Origin of the sequence: Agrobacterium larrymoorei (assembly GCF_013322225.1) — a bacterium.
In the GTDB taxonomy this organism is placed as follows: Bacteria; Pseudomonadota; Alphaproteobacteria; order Rhizobiales; family Rhizobiaceae; genus Agrobacterium; species Agrobacterium larrymoorei_A.
The window spans coordinates 276,055-292,592 of sequence record NZ_JAAMFB010000027.1 but is presented as its reverse complement, the minus strand read 5'-3'; the positions used below and the strand labels follow the sequence as shown (position 1 = coordinate 292,592).

Below are 16,538 nucleotides of genomic sequence, written 5' to 3'. Positions count from 1 at the left end.
ACATTGAGCCTGATTTGCAGGCTTACGATTTATGCAAATATTTTCATAAACCCGACGGGAGGCGGGCAGTATGACAGATGTGCTAACCACGCCGATTGCGGCACGTCCGACTTATAGCGTGGCCAAGGGGCAGACTGTAACGGCCTGGTTCGTTTCGGAACTTGTCTCTTCACATTTTCCAGGAATTCCGTCCCCAGCGGAAGACAGAGTGAATTACAGGTTTATCAACGGCTTCGTCGATGTCGGCGACTTGCCCTGCCGCAAGGCGTTTCAAAACGAGATGGTCGGGCGGAAAATCGAACCGCTGCGGCAGTGGAGCACAACGCATCTCAATCTGCCAGGTTCGAACCGCCGCGTGGAGTTCACCGGATTTTGGCATATCCCGACGCATGTGCAGCGTTGGCTGAAAAGCACGTTCTGGTGCGAAGCACCGCGTCAGCTTCAACTACGATTAAGCACATGCGGCGGCGTCAGGATCTGGGTGAACGGAGTTGAACAATGCAGGTTCGAACCCTTCATCCGCAACGTTGAGAGCAGCGCAGACATCACGATTTCTCTTCAGGCTGGCGACAACGACATCGTGCTTTTGTGCGAAGACCTTGCCGAGCGAGACATCATCTGGTTCTTCGAACTTGAAGTTGTTGATGACCAACCGTTGACGATTGTCCTGCCTGTCCCGCTGGATCAGGAGGAAACGCAACGGCTTGCCGCACTTGTTAGAGATATCAGGCCAGCCCGGGATGTATTCGTCGGTGAGCGCCTAGAGCTTCTTTTCGATACGCCCCCCGAAGAAGATTTGCCGGTCCGTGTCACCGTAAAAAGCCACGGACATGACCACACTGTCCTGACAGACGTGTCCTGCGTTCTGCATACCGGCGAGATTTCGTTGAGCGTGCCAGAAACAGAGGAAATCCCTGACGGATATCACGGCATCAGCGTCGCCATAGGGTCAGGAAACACAACCGTAACCGGGGTTGTAGATGCCGCTTTCATGCGCAACCTGCAACCGTCCCAAATTTCGGAGAATATTCTCGAAAGGAAAAAAGCAGCCCTCTCGTTCAGCGCGCGTTTCGGTGCCTGGCGGATAGGACGCGCACTTGCTCTGGTTGCCACCAATAGCGATGACGCGCAAACGATAAAGGCGATCATCGAAACAACACTGCAATCCATAGACCGGCGGGAAGATTGCTCCGACTTCGTTCTCGTTCCGCTGCTTTGGCTCGTAAGCAGTTACGAGCATCGGCTCCCGGAAGAGCTGGTGGACCGCATAAAGAACTCCATCGTCAACTATCGCTACTGGGTGGACGAACCCGGAAATGACGTAATGTGGTTCTGGAGCGAAAACCATGTCCTGTGCTTTCATACTAGCCAGTTGCTGGCTGGTGCCTATCTACCAGACACGATTTTCACCGCGTCTGGCCGCACTGGAAGACAGCAAGCTGAACTGGCCGAGAAGCGGCTCGAAAAATGGTTCGACAGTGTTGAGGCCCATGGACTGGCGGAATGGAACTCCGCTGCTTATTATCCAGTCGATTTCATAGGCCTGCTGGCGATTGAACATTTTGCCCAGCCGTCATTGGCATCGCGCGCACGCCATCAGCTTGACCTGATTTTCGAAATGATCGCGCTTCACAGTCTGGGCGGTGTGCCATCAGGCTCGCAAGGCAGAGCTTACGATAAGGAACTACGCGCAGGACCGCTTACCGAACTCGCTCCCTTTGCGCAGGTCGCTTTTGGTACAGGCTGGCTCAATAATGGTGTCGCTTCCCTACCCATGTTCTGCTGCAGCGATTACGTGCCGCCAACCCGCTTGACGGGCTTCTCCCAGCTTGGGCCGGGAAGGGCAATCGAGGCCCGATACGGCCAAGGTCTGGAGCCGGGAAAGCTGATCCTCTTCAAGAACGAAGCTGCTCAACTCTCGACCGTTGTCGATCATAAGACGGGGCGCAAGGGTCATCAGCAGCATGTGCTCGACGTCAAACTGGCAGGTCATCCCATGGCTCGACTTTGGATCAACCACCCCGGTGAAGACGATCCATGGGGCACCCAGCGTCCCTCCTATTGGGCTGGAAGTGGAATTCTTCCCCGCGTGGCCCAACATCGCGATCTGGCAATGTTGATCTTCGACACGCAAAACCATCGCAACGACTGGACCCATGCCTATCTCGGGCGCGACGGACTGGACGAAGTCACCATCGACCAGAATTGGGTAATCACCCGTTCCGGCGCAGGATTTGCTGCCCTTTATGCGACGAACGGTCTTCAGCCGGTCTTGGCGGGTCCAACGGCAGGACGGGAAATCAGATCGCCTGGGCAAAGATGCGGCTGGATTAGCGCTGTGAGCTGTGGCGACGAGGATGCATTCCAGCGTTTTCGTAAGAAAATCGTCGCGACCGAAATATCCTTCGATGCAGAAAATCTGGTTCTGACAGTCAAGCCGCCATCACGTCCGACCCTCAGCCTCTCGTGGGACGGCGATTTTCTCGTAGGCGGAGAGCTTCTGGTTTTCGACCACGACCAACCGGCTCCTGAAATCACATTCAATAGCGGCGCTGCCTCTGGCGAGAGCGCAGCTTTTCAACTCTTTTACTCGTGAATGGAATATCGCATGAACCAGATAGCTGTAGACCACGACGCCCTCCGCGAGACGATAGATCGCGTTGCGGCCGCCTTCAGTCGCCTCAAAGGCATACAGGAAGGGCTTGCGCACGAAAATCTTGAGGGACAAATTCAGTTCGATGAATGGGACTGGGAAGTCGGTGTCGGTCTTTACGGCTTCCTGCGCCGTGCACTGGCGGCAAACGACAAAAAAGCGCTGAACAGTCTGGTGGACTGGTATGCCTGGCAAATCGAGCGCGGCCTGCCGCCTCGCCAGATCAACAGCTCTGCGCCGATGCTGCCGCTTGTGATCTTGACGGAGCATGTCGGCCGGCCCGATTTTCGGGCTCTCGTCGAGGACTGGGCGGACTGGCTCGTTCACAAATTACCGAAGACGGAAGATGGCGGCTTTCAACATGTCGTTAAAGAGAGACTGAATGACGGCGAGTTGTGGGATGATACCCTTTTTATGGCCTGCCTGTTTCTTGCGCGTGCGGGGGTGGTTTGCGACCGGAAGGACTGGATCGATGAAGCTGTCTATCAGTTCATGGTTCACGCCCGCTACCTTTCGGATCCGGTGACTGGTCTTTGGTATCATGGCTGGACATTCAATGGACGGCACAACTTTGCCAACGCTTTTTGGGCGCGTGGAAATTCCTGGATCACGGTTGCTATCCCCGAGCTATTCGAACTGGTTCCAGATATCGAGGTCAAGGACAAGCGTTTCCTCGCGAATGTTCTTGCGAGCCAGGTCAGTTCACTCAAGCGCTACCAGCGAGATGACGGCATGTTTCATACGCTGCTGGATGACCCCGCGTCCCCTGTCGAAACGTCAGCAACATCGGGCATAGCCTATGGCATCTTGCGTGGCATCAAGGCTGGAGTGCTTGCTCCTGATGACCGAAACCATGCCGAGAGCGCGTTTAGGGCGGTTATGTCCAACATCGATGCCGAGGGCGTCGTCCATGGTGTTTCAGACGGCACACCGATGGGTCATGACCTTGATTTTTACAGGAAAATACCAAATCTCCCGACCCCATACGGCCAAGCATTGACGATGTTGCTCCTTACAGACCTTCTGCTTGAAGGACAGAAAACGGCATGAGGCAGGCTCATGATATCCAAATTTCTGCAACGGGAAGAGACGCGACGCTTGAGATACAGGCAGCGATAGACAGTCTTACCGCTATGGGTGGCGGCAGGGTGTCGTTACGGAACGGTCGCCATCTTTGCAGGGGATTGCGGCTTGCGAGTCACGTCGAACTTCATCTCGCGCAGGGCTCAACGATTGCCCCTGTTCCCGACTACATGGCCTATGACGATAATCGCGTTTCGGTGATCGCCGAGAACTCTGATCGCGCCATGATTATCGCCCGAAATGCCGACCAGATCGCCATTACCGGTACAGGCAAAATCGAGGCTGGCGGAAAATATTTCATCGACGGAAATGATGAGGTCATGGGCACATACGTTCCCGCAGCGCGGCGTCCGCGCGTCGTGGTGCTGGAAGCTTGCCAAAATGTGAAGCTCGAGGACTTCACCGTAGACGATTCCCCAATGTGGACACTTCACCTTGTGAACTGTGAAGACGTGATCGTCAGCAGGGTTCGCATATCCAACGACAGGCTTCTGCCCAATACCGACGGCATCGTCCTCGACGCTTGTCGCCGTGCACGTATCGAAGAATGCCACATATCGACGGCGGATGACGGGATTTGCCTGAAGACGAGCGCGGGACCAGATCAGCAAGCGGTCGGGGCGTGCCAGGACATCATGGTTCGCGGCTGCCATGTCTCTAGCTTGAGCTGCGCGCTAAAACTTGGCACTGAATCTTTTGGAGATTTCACCAATATCGCTTTCGAAGATTGTACCATTTACGAATCCAACCGCGGACTTGGCCTCTTTTCGCGAGACGGAGGGGTAATGCGGAATATCCGATTTTCCCGCATCGACGTCCGTTGCCGCGAAACTCCTGGCGGCTTTTGGGGATCAGGTGAGGCCTTGACGGTGACGCAAGTGGACCGGCGGCCCGAGCGACCGGCTCAGCGAATTGAGAATCTCATCGTTGAAGGCCTGACCGGCTCTATGGAGGGCGCGATCAACCTTATCTCCGCCTCTCAAGCTGGCATTCACAATATCGCACTCGAGCGTATTTCACTGGAGCAACGTGAGGGCCAACTCGGCACGGGCCAGCAATTCGACATGCGGCCAACCAATGCCGACATCGCTCCGAGTTCGACGAGTGCTGGTAGAGCCAATGCTTGGACCTGTGACAGTGCGGGCAAAATCGTGGGTCTGCATGACTATCCCGGCGGAATGCCTGCAATTTTTCTGGCCGGTGTCGATGGCTTTTCGGCTCGCGATGTCATCATCGAAAGAATTAACCCCCTGGCGAAGGGATGGAATGAGCAGGAGATCGTCGCGATGACGACCTTGCCTGAAGGGAGCAGGTAATGGGAAGCCTTAAACTAGAGAACGTCAACAAGGCGTTCGGTGCCGTTCATGTATTGCACGAGATCGACCTCGATATCAAAGACGGGGAATTCGTCGTTTTTGTCGGCCCTTCCGGATGTGGAAAGTCGACACTTCTACGAATTATCGCAGGGCTGGAGGATGTTTCATCCGGCATCATAGCCATTGGCGACAAGGACGTAAGCGCATTATCGCCCGCCGAGCGCAAGATCGCTATGGTTTTCCAATCCTATGCTCTTTATCCGCACATGAGCGTGAGGAAGAACCTTGCGTTCGGCCTTGAGAACCTGCGGTTCAAACGGGCGGAGATTGAAAGCCGTATCAACGAGGCAGCAAGGATGCTTGCCTTGGAACCCTATCTGGACCGAAAGCCAAAACAGCTATCCGGTGGCCAGCGTCAGCGGGTTGCGATTGGCCGCGCCATCGTGCGTGAACCCGATATCTTCCTGTTCGACGAACCACTCTCCAACCTCGATGCTGCGCTGCGTGTCCAGACCCGCGCGGAAATCACCCGGCTTCACCGCGACATCAAGACGACGATGATCTATGTCACGCATGATCAGGTGGAGGCCATGACGATGGCTGACAAGATCGTCGTATTGCGGGCCGGTCGGGTGGAGCAGGTCGGCACGCCGCTCGAGCTGTTCGACAATCCCCGCAATCTCTTTGTCGCCGGGTTCCTTGGTTCCCCACGCATGAATATCCTGAAAGGCACAATAGCAACCGCTGGCGATGGAAGCCTGACGATAGATGCAGGCTACGGCATCCCTATCGCCTGCGATGCGGATCCTGCTGCCGTAAAAGCGGGACAGCAGGTTCTTGCGGGCGTGCGACCGTCCCACTTCGAAATTTCGACCGATCGGGGTTTGCCATTCGAAGTCCAGTATCATGAAAGCCTAGGAACGGAGACGTATATTTATGGAAATCTCGAAGGGCAAAAAGAGCCGATCATCGTGCATCAGGCAGGTCATTTCGCTCCGCATCCCGGGTCAATTCTGAAAATAACGCCGGCCCACGGACGCGTACATATGTTCGATCCTGCGACTGAGCTGGCGATTCCACGCATGAGCGATGCGGGGAGACAGTAGCGATGGCCGATCCGAAACTTAGCCAGCTTTCAGATCGACTGCTCGACGGCCTTATGGCCGTGGTCGAGCGTCCGATCAATTTCATCGAGAGCCTGATCGGGAACAGGGGCATGCCCTATGTTTTTCTCGCGCCGAACCTCGTTTTATTCGGCATTTTTACGTTCCTTCCTATTGCAATTGCCGTGGGTTACGCCTTCACCGGAGGCACCGAACTTCTCATAACCAACCGGCCTTTCGTCGGGTTTGAAAATTTCACGAAGCTTCTGGATTGCCGAAGCTACATGGAGCCCGGCAGTTGTCAGGAATCGCTTTTCTGGACGGCGATCTGGAATACACTTTGGTTCGTGGCTTTCAACGTTATAGCAACGCTGCTGGTGGCCCTCATCACAGCGCTGATCCTGAACCGGGCGATGGCGGCGCGCGGTTTTTTCCGCGCCATGTTCTTTTATCCAGTCCTGCTTTCACCCGTCGTCATCGGGCTTATCTGGAAATGGTTTCTGGACCGGAACGGCCTCCTGAACGCTTTCCTACAGATGCTCGGTGTGCCGCCGGAAATATTCCTGCTCGATGTCGGCTGGTCACGCTTCTTCGTCGTTGTGGTGTCAATCTGGTTTCATATGGGCTTTTACACCCTCATTCTGCTTGCGGGCCTTCAGGCAATCCCGAAAGACCTATATGAAGCAGCCGCCATCGATGCCGCATCGCCTAGGCGCGTCCTGTTTCGTATAACATTGCCCCTGCTTGGGCCAAACCTGCTCGTCGTGCTGATCCTATTGATGATCCGCTCGGTACAAATCTTCGATGAAGCCTGGGTTCTTACCAATGGTGGCGGTCCAGGCACCGCCAATACTTTCGTCGTCCAATACATCTACCAGATGGCATTCGGCAGCGACCTGAGGCTATTCGGACTGGCATCGGCAGCTTCCGTCCTGATGGGACTGGTCCTTCTGGTTCTTACACTGCTGCAATTGCGTCTCGGCAAGAAGATGGAGTCCTGATCATGTCCAGCAGCATCAATGCAGTCGCATTTCTAACCCGCACTCGCCGACCCGGACGCATCGGGCTGACAGATATACTGTCATGGGTCTGGCTGATCGGCGGAACGCTTGCCGTGCTGATCCCCGTGGTCTGGGCCGCGATGTCATCACTGAAACCGGAGGCCGAAATCACACGCTTTCCGCCAAGCCTCCTGCCGCGTGCCGCCGTTCAGACCGTGGTTCCCGGATACGAACGGCCCTTGAGCTTGTGGACGGTAAACGTCGACGGCTCTACTCGCGAAATGGCGATGGTCCGCAGGGTCGGCCTGCGTGCGCAGATGGTCGATCCCGTCAATCCGGGTCCTCCGATCAATGTCGATACGAGGGAGATGGCACCCGTTCAGAAACTGACCGTGGCGACACAAAACTTCACCGATCCATTGACCCAGTTCAGCTTCTTCACCTTTTTGAAGAATTCCGTATTCGTGACGTTCGTCGCCACAATCCTGACCTTGATCGTTAATGCGATGGCGGCATTTGCGTTGTCGAAATATCGTTTCAGGGGCGACAAGGCGATTTTCGTGCTTATCATTTCCACCCTGATGATCCCTCTGACAGTTGTGATGGTTCCGGCATATCTCGTTATCGTCGGCGTCGGTCTTGTCGACAATCTCTGGGGCGTCATTATTCCCACGGTCGCAACGCCGACCGGCGTATTTCTTCTGCGGCAGTACATGCTCACCATACCGGACGAGCTTATCGAAGCTGCGCGGGTCGATGCAGCCAGCGAGTTCCGCATATTCTGGCGCATTATCCTGCCACTAACGGCCCCTGCCCTTGCGGTGCTTGCGATATTCTCCGTGCTGTGGCGCTGGAATGACTTTCTATGGCCGCTGATCGTCCTTAGCAGCAGGGAAAATTTCACGCTTCAGGTGGGGTTGAATGCATTCCAGGGAGAGTTTTCCGTCCAGTGGCATTATATCCTTGCCATGACGTTCCTCAGCCTTGCGCCCGTAACCGTCGTGTTTCTTTTCCTCCAGCGCTACATCACGACGGGTATCGCTGGCACAGGGATGAAATAATAAGACATTGCTTATTTTGGGGGCGGCGCGATGCTGCCCCTTAGAACGAGGCGACAGCCGAGCTCCAGTCTATGTGCAGGCCGCGTGGGATCGGCGGCGACCAATCTCTGCTCCAGCAAGGAAAGCGCTGCTGCACCCAGCCTATCAGCAGGAAGCTGAATGGTGCTAAGCGGTGGCGTGGTGAAAGCCGCCGGCATAATGTCATCGAAACCTAGGACCGAGATGTCTTCCGGTACCCTGATGCCAGCCTCGCCGAGGGCCTTGAGACAACCAAGCGCGAGGTTGTCAGCCGCGCAGAAGATCGCCGTTGCCCCCCTAAGCGGCACCGGCTGCTCTAGCAAATCCCTGACGACACGCTCACCGCAGGCAGGTTCGTAGCTTTCGACCTCGACCACCATATTGGTTTCTACCGGCAATCCTGCGGCCAGAAACGCGTCACTGTAGCCGTCGAAGCGGCGTCGAATGGTCGTGCGCCCCTTCCATGTGATATGCAGTATCTTCTTATGTCCAAGGGAAAGCAGATTTTCGATGCCGAGGCGTGCTCCAAATCTATTTTCTGCCGTCACGGTATCAACGACCATCGCCGGATCTTCACCATTGATGATAACCACCGGCAGGTTAAGCGATGAAAGCGTTTGAACGAGTTCCGCCCTGTCATCGTTTAATACGACGATCCCATCGACACTCTCCTGTTGCGCTGCCGCAACCACCTGCTGAGGGTCTACCCGACTTGTGGCGCTTACCAGCGGAACGATGCGGATGGCGCGTCTTTCACATTCCCGCCTGAACCCGTTCAGCATCGTCCAGCTAACCATGTTGAGGTCGCTTTGCGGCGCGGCATCATTGGTCATGGCAAGAAGCACGACGCGCAGGGTTGCGATGGATGCCTTTTGCCTGCGCGTTTCAAGATAACCGAGGGTCCGGGCAACCTCTATCACCCGGTCGCGGACATCGACCGTCAGCTTGGCCGTACCATTGATCGCGTGGGAAGCGGTACTGAGTGAAACACCAGCCTCCCGCGCCACATCTTTGAGTGTCGTCTTCCGGTCTATCTTCATGGGCGTTGAGGATCGGGCGCCTGAGTGTTGTTTGATGCAAGCAAAACCTCGCATCGATTATGCCAGGTTTCTTTCAGCAAGGAGTGCTGCTTCATGTTGGATTGAAAGCTATCTCATAGCTCTCCCAAGCGAAATGATTTTCTACTCGAATACGGCCAATTCCGAGAAGGGCAGATCATATACCACGTTGCGGCAGCGGGGCGAGAGCCTGTCAGCGATCTTGAATGCCAGTTATTGCGTCAATCAGCCGCCCTGATACTGGACATCTGTCACCTGTTCCATCCAGTCCACCACCTTGCCGTTGAGAGTTTCCTGGATCGCAATATGTGTCATCGCTGTGGTCGCGGACGCGCCATGCCAATGTTTCTCGTCGGGTTCGAACCAGATCACGTCGCCCGGTCTAATTTCTTCGACAGGTCCTCCTTCACGTTGAACAAGACCGGACCCAGCGGTCACGATCAGCGTCTGTCCGAGTGGATGTGTGTGCCATGCGGTTCGAGCACCCGGCTCGAAGGTCACGCTGGCGGCCGCGCCGCGCCTTGCTTCATTGGCAGAAAACAGGGAATCGATACGGACAGTTCCAGTAAACCAGTCAGCAGACCCCTTACCCGAGGGCGGGGTACCATTTCTATCGATCTTCATGACTTGGACCTCCGTATCTTTCGCCGCGGCGGCAACGATATGCCGTTATATCAACTCAGGCTTCAGGCGGTCGAGATGCGCAGATTGCGAAGCGATGTTGAATGCCTCGGGCCGCGGCCTTGAGAAAATTCCAGTTTTTGGCCTGCGTCTTGTGGACTTCCCGAAGGTCGGTATCGATGACGATATCCACGAAACCAGCATCTTTCAGCAAGGCCGCGATAGCGTCCGCACGCGCCCCTTTCGAAAAATACACCCGTGACAGGATGCTGTTGTGCACAGCCATCATTTCAGCCGGTGCGTGCAGCGGATCCGGCTTCAGCAGACCGCGCTTCTGCAGCAGGTTCGCCAGATTCTTCAACAGCTTTTCAGTCAGGCTGACATTAACGAAATCGCCATCGACGATCAGCAGCTTACCGCCCGGTTTCAATACGCGAAACCATTCTGAAAATGCCGACTTCGGGTCCACCAAGGTCCACACCAGATGGCGGTTGATAACGGCATCATAGGCGCCATCCGGCTCCATCGTGTTTTCGGCATCGCCCATACGGAAGCTGATGGAACGATTACGCTTTTTTGCTTTGGCTTTGGCGCGCTCAAGCATCGGCTCCGCCCAGTCGAGGCCGGTGACTCGATAACCGAGGTCGTCCATCAAATGAGAAATCACCCCGGTCCCGCTTGCAAGATCAAGCGCTGCCCGGTCATCACCGAGGCCCAGATGTTTCGTCACCAGACGATGCCAGGCTGCTCGCTCCTCTTCGGAAAAGATTTCATGCCCCGGAGATAAATCAAAAGTCGCAGCCCGCGCAGACCAGTAGGCCTTGATTTCGTCTCGAAGCCCAAAGTTACGCCCGTATCCGTTTACGTCATCCATCGGATCCAACCCTCACGCCTGCCACTTAAGAATCGCTCTAAAACATAAAACTTGAATTCACTAATCATAAAATCTTAATGCGGCCATAAGTTTTACTGGAGAACTATTTCAATGCGCATTACAGGCAAATCCGCCGTTCTTGCAATGGGCCTTCTCGTTTCCACTGTCTGGCCCGCCTTTGCCGAAAAAGTTACACTTAAAGACGTTACGGGGCGTGATGTCGAAGTGAACGTGCCGGTAAAGCACGTCATTCTCGGTGAGGGCCGCCAAATCTATTTCCTCGCCGCTCTGGACAAGAATAATCCGTTCGAGCACGTCGTCGGCTGGCGCGATGATCTGCCCAAGGCCGATCCTGAATCATACGAAGCCTACCTGGCGAAATACCCCGATATCGCCAAGCTGCCGACATTCGGCGGCATGAAGGATGGCACTTTCGATATCGAGCAGGCCGTTGCGCTTAAACCAGACGTTATTCTGATGAACGTCGACGCCAAGACGGCGACGGAAGAGGCGGGTTATATCGAGAAACTTGGCAAGGTCGGTATTCCTCTCGTCTACGTCGATTTCCGTGAAAAGCCGATGGAAAACACCGAGCCGAGCATGCGCATCATGGGCAAGCTGATGGGCAAGGAAGATGTGGCGGAAGATTTCATCAAGTTCCGCTCTGACAGCATCGCCCGCGTAACGGACGTTCTGGAAAAGGAAAACCCGAAGAAGCCGGTCGTGTTCATTGAGCGCGCGGGCGGCTATTCCGACGATTGCTGCATGTCCTTCGGAAACGAAAACTTCGGCAAGATGGTGGAACTGGCCGGTGGCATCAACATGGCCAAGGATATCATTCCGGGCACTTTCGGCACGGTCAATCCCGAGCAGGTCATCGCCTCCAACCCCGAACAGATCATCGTTACTGGCGGAAAGTGGGACGCTTATGTTCCCGGCGGCAACTGGGTCGGTGTCGGCTACGGCGCGGATTTGAAAGAAGCCCGTCGCAAACTGGAGAACCTGACGAAGCGCCCGGCCTTTACTGGCGTCAAGGCTGTAGAGGACGGCAACGTTCACGCCATCTGGCACCAGTTCTACAACAACCCGTACCAGTTCGTCGCCATTCAGGAAATTGCCAAGTGGCTGCATCCGGATCTCTTCAAGGATCTCGATCCTGAAGCGACGTTCAAGGAACTGCACGCCCGCTTCCTGCCACTGGATTACAAGCCCGGCTACTTCGTGTCCCTGAAGGACGACAAGTAAGGAAATGCAGATGGCATTGCGGTGCCAGATAATGACCAAAGCGAGGCGGCGAAAGTCGCCTCGCACTGCTATTTATAAAGAAGGGATTATCCCATGAATTTCAGAGCCCTTGGCGCTATTGCCACCCTCGCGTTGGCGATGTTTTCCATGCCAGCCTTCTCTGCCGAGATCATCGACGCTGCCGGACGCACCGTGGAAATGGACCTCCCTGCAAAGCGCATCATTATTGGCGAAGCGCGTCAGGTTCACATCATCGCAGCGCTGAAGGGCGACCAGACATTCGATACCATCGTTGGCTGGCGTGATGATCTGATCAAGAAAGACCCAGACAGCTACACGGCCTACGTCGAGCGTTTTCCCCAAATCAACGATCTGCCACAGTTCGGCTATCTGCCGCAGGGTGGTTTCAGTCTTGAAGCTGCGATTGCCTTGGCTCCCGATGTCATCACGCTCAACCTGGAAGCAGAAAACAGCGCCAAGGAAAGCGGCTTTGAAGAAAAGGCTGCGGCAGCTGGGATTAAAGTCGTCTATCTCGATTTCCGGTTGGACCCGGAAAAGAACACCGAGCGCTCCATTCGCGCGCTTGGCCAGATCTTTGGGGCAGAAAAGCGCGCCGAGGAGTTCATGGCTTACCGCCGCGAACAAATTGCGCTCGTTACCGAAAAGCTTGCAAGCGTCAAGAACCTCAAGCGCCCAGGCGTTTTCATCGAGCGCGCTCCGGGCATTTCCGGCGAGAACAATTGCTGCCGCACCTTCGGCCCTGTCAATTTCGGTGCAATGATCGAGCAGGCGGGTGGTCACAACATCGCGGCAGACGTGATCACGACGACATTCGGCGACCTGAACCCGGAGCAGCTGGTCGTTTCCGATCCTCAGCATGTCATCGTCACCGGCTCCAACTGGGCGGCAGAATCGGACATCAACCAGTTCGTTCCCGTTGGTCGCGGCGCAGATATGACATTGTCGCGCGAACGTCTGGCGAAGCTGATGACGCGCACGCCGTTTCCCGAACTGAATGCCGTCAAGAACGGCAATGTTCATGCCGTCTGGCACCAGTTTTATGGCGCGCCTTACGAGTTCTTCCCGATTCAGCAGTTTGCCAAGTGGTTCCACCCGGAACTCTTTGCAGAGCTCGATCCGGAAAAGAACTTCGAGGACTTCCACAAAAAATTCCTGCCGGTCACTTATAAACCCGGCTACTTCGTCTCACTCGAAAAAGGCGTGAACTAAAAATGGCTTCCATTGGTGAAACACGCGTGGAGACGACTGGGGGGCATCAATATCGCGCCCTTGCCGGTCGACGCATCATGATCCTGGTCGGCCTCGTGCTTGCGCTCTGCATCAGTGTGGCGACAGACATGGCGCTTGGCCCGGCGCGTTACACGCTCTCGGAGGTCGTGGGCGCGATATTCGATCCCGCCGCTGTCGGAAATCAATTGCGCGTCGTGATCTGGGACATTCGCATGCCGATTGCGCTGATGGCGGTCACGGTTGGCGCATCGCTTTCCGTGGCTGGGGCGCAGATGCAGACGATCCTTTCCAACCCTCTGGCAAGCCCGTTTACGCTCGGAATCTCAGCAGCTGCCAGTTTTGGCGCGGCTATGGCGCTCGTCGGTGGCATCGCGATTTTTCCCGGCGCTGTCGAATATATGGTGCCGATCAACGCCTTCCTGATGGCCATGCTAGCGGCTCTTTTCATTCACTTTGCTTCGACAATGCGTGGCGTGACCGTTGAAACGATCGTTCTTCTCGGGATCGCTCTGGTTTTCACCTTCAATGCCGCGCTCTCGCTTCTCGAATATCTTGCTTCCGAACAGGCGCTTGCCGCCGTGGTGTTCTGGACCATGGGCAGCCTGACGAAAGCCACATGGGCAAAGGTCTATGTAACGGCGGCGATACTGGTGCTGACCGTACCGCTTTTCATGAAGAATGCCTGGGCCTTGACCGCGCTTCGTCTTGGCGATGACAAGGCCGCCAGCATGGGCGTCAATGTTCGTCGCCTGCGCCTCCACACTATGTTGACCGTCAGCCTTTTGGCCGCAATCCCCGTGTCCTTCGTAGGCACCATCGGTTTCGTCGGTCTCGTTGGACCACACATTGCGCGCATGGTGGTGGGCGAAGACCAGCGTTTCTTCCTGCCCGGCTCGGTCATTTGCGGCGCGCTACTGCTTTCCGTGACCTCAGTCGTCAGCAAGATGCTGATCCCCGGCGCAGTTTTGCCGATTGGCGTCATCACTGCGCTCGTCGGCGTTCCCTTCTTCTTCGTGCTGATCTTTTCCAACAGGAGACGCGCATGGTAGCCTTGGCTCTACAGGATGTCGGCGCGAAATATGGCCGTCTCACCGTTCTTTCCAACGTCAGCATAGACATGCTGAAGGCAGGAAGCATGACGGCCGTCATCGGCCCGAACGCTGCCGGAAAATCCACCCTGTTCAAGCGCATTGCCGGACTGATTAAAGGCCCTGGCGTCGTGACGCTTTCGCAGACCGAACAGGGCCCGCGAACCATTTGCTACATGCCGCAGGATACCGGGGCGAACGCCGTCCTGACCGTCTACGAATCCATCCTGCTATCGGCAAAGCAAGGCAGCGGCTGGAAAGTTCATGACGACGAACTGGCCGATATCGACGCGATCCTCAAGGCGCTCAACATCGACAACCTCGCCTTCAGAGGCCTTGGCGAGCTTTCCGGTGGGCAACGCCAGCTCGTATCGCTGGCGCAGGCGCTCGTTCGCAAGCCGGAAGTTTTGCTCATGGATGAGCCCACGTCCGCGCTGGATTTGCATCGTCAGGTCGAGGTTCTGGATTTCATCTCCAACCTGGCACGTCGCGAAGGCATGATCGTTCTGATCGCCCTACACGACCTGAACCACGCATTGCGCTACTGCGAGAACACGATCGTCATTTCCGGCGGTGAAATGGTAGTCAGCGGCGAGACCAGCAATGTGATAACGCCGGATATGTTGCGCGACATCTACCGCGTGGATGCGAGGATCGAGACCTGTTCGCGAGGGCAACCCTTCGTGCTGGTCGACGGGACGGCCTGAAATGCCAGAAGGCGAAGGCGGCGTTGATTTCAGCGCCGCCTTTTTCGCTTGCAAATCAAAGCGCGCCGAGCCTGCCGTCTTTTCAAATCATATTTTCCAAAGTATCTATTCTGAATAGAACATTCTTCTTGGATATTTTGTCCATGGAGTAAAATTTTATATGAAGCTTTGCATACATGGAATTTATGCCCGAAGGCGTAGCTGTATGAAGGCGTGCGGGAGTTTAGCAATACCATGTCCGACTGTCTCTCGGCTCCACCCATGACACCGCTTCCAGCATGTGAGGATCGCGAGTGGGCGCGCCGCGCCATCGGCGTTCTTCAAGGTGACGGACGCCGTTCGGCAGATACGCATCTCGTGAAACCTGTATTCAAGGGCCTGCGGGGCATTTCCATATATCTGAAGGACGAGTCGACCCATCCGACGGGCAGCTTGAAGCACCGACTGGCCCGTTCACTGTTCCTGTACGGCATCTGCAATGGCAAAATTCGTGAGGGCACGACGCTCGTTGAGGCCTCCTCTGGATCAACCGCCGTCAGTGAAGCCTATTTTGCTCATCTGCTGGATTTGCCTTTCATAGCCGTCATGCCGCATTCCACCAGCCGCCAGAAGGTGGAAGCCATTGAGCGATTTGGTGGGAAATGCCATTTCGTCAATAGCCCAGCCGAGGTCTACACCGTTGCCGAACGGCTGGCCGCCGAGGCAGGCGGCCATTATCTCGACCAGTTCACCTATGCGGAAAGAGCAACTGACTGGCGCGGCAACAACAATATAGCCGAATCCATTTTCGATCAGATGAAGAGTGAAGAGCATCCCGAACCGGAATGGGTTGTGATGAACGCCGGGACCGGCGGAACATCCGCCACTATCGGCCGCTACATCCGCTACCGAAATCTGACCACTCGCCTTTGCGTGGTGGATGTCGAACATTCCGCTTTCTACACATCTTACATGTCCGGTGATCGCGACGTGACCTGCCCTACTCCCTCCCGCATCGAAGGTGTCGGACGTCCACGTGTGGAACCGTCCTTCATTCCCGGCGTCATCGACCACATGATCAAGATACCGGATGCCGCTTCCATCGCGGCCATGCATGTGCTTTCGGAACGACTGTTCCGTCGTGTCGGCGGCTCCACCGGCACCAACTTCTTCGGCCTGTGCTGGATCGCCGCCACCATGATGAAGGAAGGCCGTGAGGGTTCGCTCGTTTCATTGATCTGCGACAGCGGCGACCGCTATGCCGCCACCTATTACAATCCAGACTGGCTCGACAAGAATGGCATCGATATAGCTCCCTACCGCGCCATGCTGGAAACTTTTATCGATATTGGTGATTTCAAGAGCCTTGATACGGCTGGGTTAACCTGACGCCAACGACAAAAAGCTTCCAGTTCCCTCTCCATCTCGATTAAAAGAACCTGTCCAGTATTTGCATCACAGGACGATCGAAAATGGAGGA

Annotated in this window: 14 protein-coding genes; 11 read left to right on the top strand and 3 right to left on the bottom strand. The window is 55.7% G+C overall.

Going from position 1 to position 16,538, the window contains the following annotated elements; genetic code table 11:
- Positions 1-70 precede the first annotated feature (70 nt).
- Genes G6L28_RS17810 through G6L28_RS17785 form a run of 6 tightly spaced genes read left to right on the top strand, consistent with a single transcriptional unit; the run spans position 71 to position 8,217 of the window.
- Positions 71-2,596 carry a hypothetical protein gene (locus G6L28_RS17810; RefSeq protein ID WP_174065156.1) on the top strand — a complete coding sequence of 842 codons (2,526 nt, stop codon included), beginning with the start codon at positions 71-73 and terminating at the stop codon, positions 2,594-2,596.
- Between the two features lie 12 nt (positions 2,597-2,608).
- Positions 2,609-3,703, top strand: coding sequence for a glycoside hydrolase family 88/105 protein (locus tag G6L28_RS17805; protein WP_174065155.1), 1,095 nt, complete (start codon positions 2,609-2,611; stop codon positions 3,701-3,703).
- Positions 3,700-5,052 carry a glycoside hydrolase family 28 protein gene (locus tag G6L28_RS17800; protein WP_174065154.1) on the top strand — a complete coding sequence of 451 codons (1,353 nt, stop codon included), beginning with the start codon at positions 3,700-3,702 and terminating at the stop codon, positions 5,050-5,052. Before G6L28_RS17805 ends, G6L28_RS17800 begins: the two co-directional genes overlap by 4 nt.
- Positions 5,052-6,158, top strand: a complete 1,107-nt coding sequence (locus tag G6L28_RS17795; protein WP_174065153.1) for an ABC transporter ATP-binding protein — start codon at positions 5,052-5,054, stop codon at positions 6,156-6,158. Before G6L28_RS17800 ends, G6L28_RS17795 begins: the two co-directional genes overlap by 1 nt.
- 2 nt (positions 6,159-6,160) lie before the next feature.
- Positions 6,161-7,156, top strand: coding sequence for a carbohydrate ABC transporter permease (locus G6L28_RS17790; RefSeq protein ID WP_174065152.1), 996 nt, complete (start codon positions 6,161-6,163; stop codon positions 7,154-7,156).
- Positions 7,157-7,158: 2 nt separating this feature from the next.
- On the top strand, positions 7,159-8,217 hold the full coding sequence (locus G6L28_RS17785; protein WP_174065151.1) for a carbohydrate ABC transporter permease: 1,059 nt from the start codon (positions 7,159-7,161) through the stop codon (positions 8,215-8,217).
- A gap of 11 nt (positions 8,218-8,228) precedes the next feature.
- Here G6L28_RS17785 and G6L28_RS17780 read toward each other — a convergent pair whose 3' ends face one another.
- The 3 genes from G6L28_RS17780 to G6L28_RS17770 form a co-directional block, all read right to left on the bottom strand.
- A complete protein-coding gene (locus tag G6L28_RS17780; protein ID WP_174065150.1) occupies positions 8,229-9,275 on the bottom strand; it encodes a LacI family DNA-binding transcriptional regulator in 1,047 nt (348 codons plus the stop codon).
- Between the two features lie 243 nt (positions 9,276-9,518).
- Positions 9,519-9,917 (bottom strand): (R)-mandelonitrile lyase, encoded by a 399-nt coding sequence (locus G6L28_RS17775; protein ID WP_174065149.1) that lies wholly within the window; start codon positions 9,915-9,917, stop codon positions 9,519-9,521.
- Positions 9,918-9,972: 55 nt separating this feature from the next.
- Positions 9,973-10,788: a class I SAM-dependent methyltransferase gene (locus tag G6L28_RS17770; RefSeq protein ID WP_174065148.1), complete on the bottom strand. Its 816-nt coding sequence runs from the start codon at positions 10,786-10,788 to the stop codon at positions 9,973-9,975.
- A gap of 111 nt (positions 10,789-10,899) precedes the next feature.
- On the opposite strand from G6L28_RS17770, the gene G6L28_RS17765 reads away from it, so the two are divergent.
- The 5 genes from G6L28_RS17765 (at position 10,900) to G6L28_RS17745 (ending at position 16,447) form a co-directional block, all read left to right on the top strand.
- A complete protein-coding gene (locus G6L28_RS17765; protein WP_174065147.1) occupies positions 10,900-12,033 on the top strand; it encodes an ABC transporter substrate-binding protein in 1,134 nt (377 codons plus the stop codon).
- Positions 12,034-12,126: 93 nt separating this feature from the next.
- Positions 12,127-13,263, top strand: coding sequence for an ABC transporter substrate-binding protein (locus G6L28_RS17760; RefSeq protein WP_174065146.1), 1,137 nt, complete (start codon positions 12,127-12,129; stop codon positions 13,261-13,263).
- A 2-nt stretch (positions 13,264-13,265) separates the two neighbouring features.
- Positions 13,266-14,333, top strand: coding sequence for a FecCD family ABC transporter permease (locus G6L28_RS17755; protein WP_174065145.1), 1,068 nt, complete (start codon positions 13,266-13,268; stop codon positions 14,331-14,333).
- Entirely contained in the window at positions 14,327-15,079 is a 753-nt protein-coding gene (locus tag G6L28_RS17750) for an ABC transporter ATP-binding protein (RefSeq protein ID WP_174065144.1), read from the top strand. The genes G6L28_RS17755 and G6L28_RS17750 overlap by 7 nt, the downstream gene beginning before the upstream one ends.
- Before the next feature lie 234 nt (positions 15,080-15,313).
- Positions 15,314-16,447 carry a PLP-dependent cysteine synthase family protein gene (locus tag G6L28_RS17745; RefSeq protein ID WP_202033698.1) on the top strand — a complete coding sequence of 378 codons (1,134 nt, stop codon included), beginning with the start codon at positions 15,314-15,316 and terminating at the stop codon, positions 16,445-16,447.
- The last annotated feature ends 91 nt before the right edge of the window (positions 16,448-16,538 follow it).

Excerpts from the sequence above, each read along its gene's own strand:
- G6L28_RS17810 (WP_174065156.1), top strand. The coding sequence starts at position 71 with ATGACAGATGTGCTAACCACGCCGATTGCGGCACGTCCGACTTATAGC.
- G6L28_RS17805 (WP_174065155.1), top strand. The coding sequence starts at position 2,609 with ATGAACCAGATAGCTGTAGACCACGACGCCCTCCGCGAGACGATAGAT.
- G6L28_RS17800 (WP_174065154.1), top strand. The coding sequence starts at position 3,700 with ATGAGGCAGGCTCATGATATCCAAATTTCTGCAACGGGAAGAGACGCG.
- G6L28_RS17795 (WP_174065153.1), top strand. The coding sequence starts at position 5,052 with ATGGGAAGCCTTAAACTAGAGAACGTCAACAAGGCGTTCGGTGCCGTT.
- G6L28_RS17790 (WP_174065152.1), top strand. The coding sequence starts at position 6,161 with ATGGCCGATCCGAAACTTAGCCAGCTTTCAGATCGACTGCTCGACGGC.
- G6L28_RS17785 (WP_174065151.1), top strand. The coding sequence starts at position 7,159 with ATGTCCAGCAGCATCAATGCAGTCGCATTTCTAACCCGCACTCGCCGA.
- G6L28_RS17780 (WP_174065150.1), bottom strand. The coding sequence starts at position 9,275 with ATGAAGATAGACCGGAAGACGACACTCAAAGATGTGGCGCGGGAGGCT.
- G6L28_RS17775 (WP_174065149.1), bottom strand. The coding sequence starts at position 9,917 with ATGAAGATCGATAGAAATGGTACCCCGCCCTCGGGTAAGGGGTCTGCT.
- G6L28_RS17770 (WP_174065148.1), bottom strand. The coding sequence starts at position 10,788 with ATGGATGACGTAAACGGATACGGGCGTAACTTTGGGCTTCGAGACGAA.
- G6L28_RS17765 (WP_174065147.1), top strand. The coding sequence starts at position 10,900 with ATGCGCATTACAGGCAAATCCGCCGTTCTTGCAATGGGCCTTCTCGTT.
- G6L28_RS17760 (WP_174065146.1), top strand. The coding sequence starts at position 12,127 with ATGAATTTCAGAGCCCTTGGCGCTATTGCCACCCTCGCGTTGGCGATG.
- G6L28_RS17755 (WP_174065145.1), top strand. The coding sequence starts at position 13,266 with ATGGCTTCCATTGGTGAAACACGCGTGGAGACGACTGGGGGGCATCAA.
- G6L28_RS17750 (WP_174065144.1), top strand. The coding sequence starts at position 14,327 with ATGGTAGCCTTGGCTCTACAGGATGTCGGCGCGAAATATGGCCGTCTC.
- G6L28_RS17745 (WP_202033698.1), top strand. The coding sequence starts at position 15,314 with ATGTCCGACTGTCTCTCGGCTCCACCCATGACACCGCTTCCAGCATGT.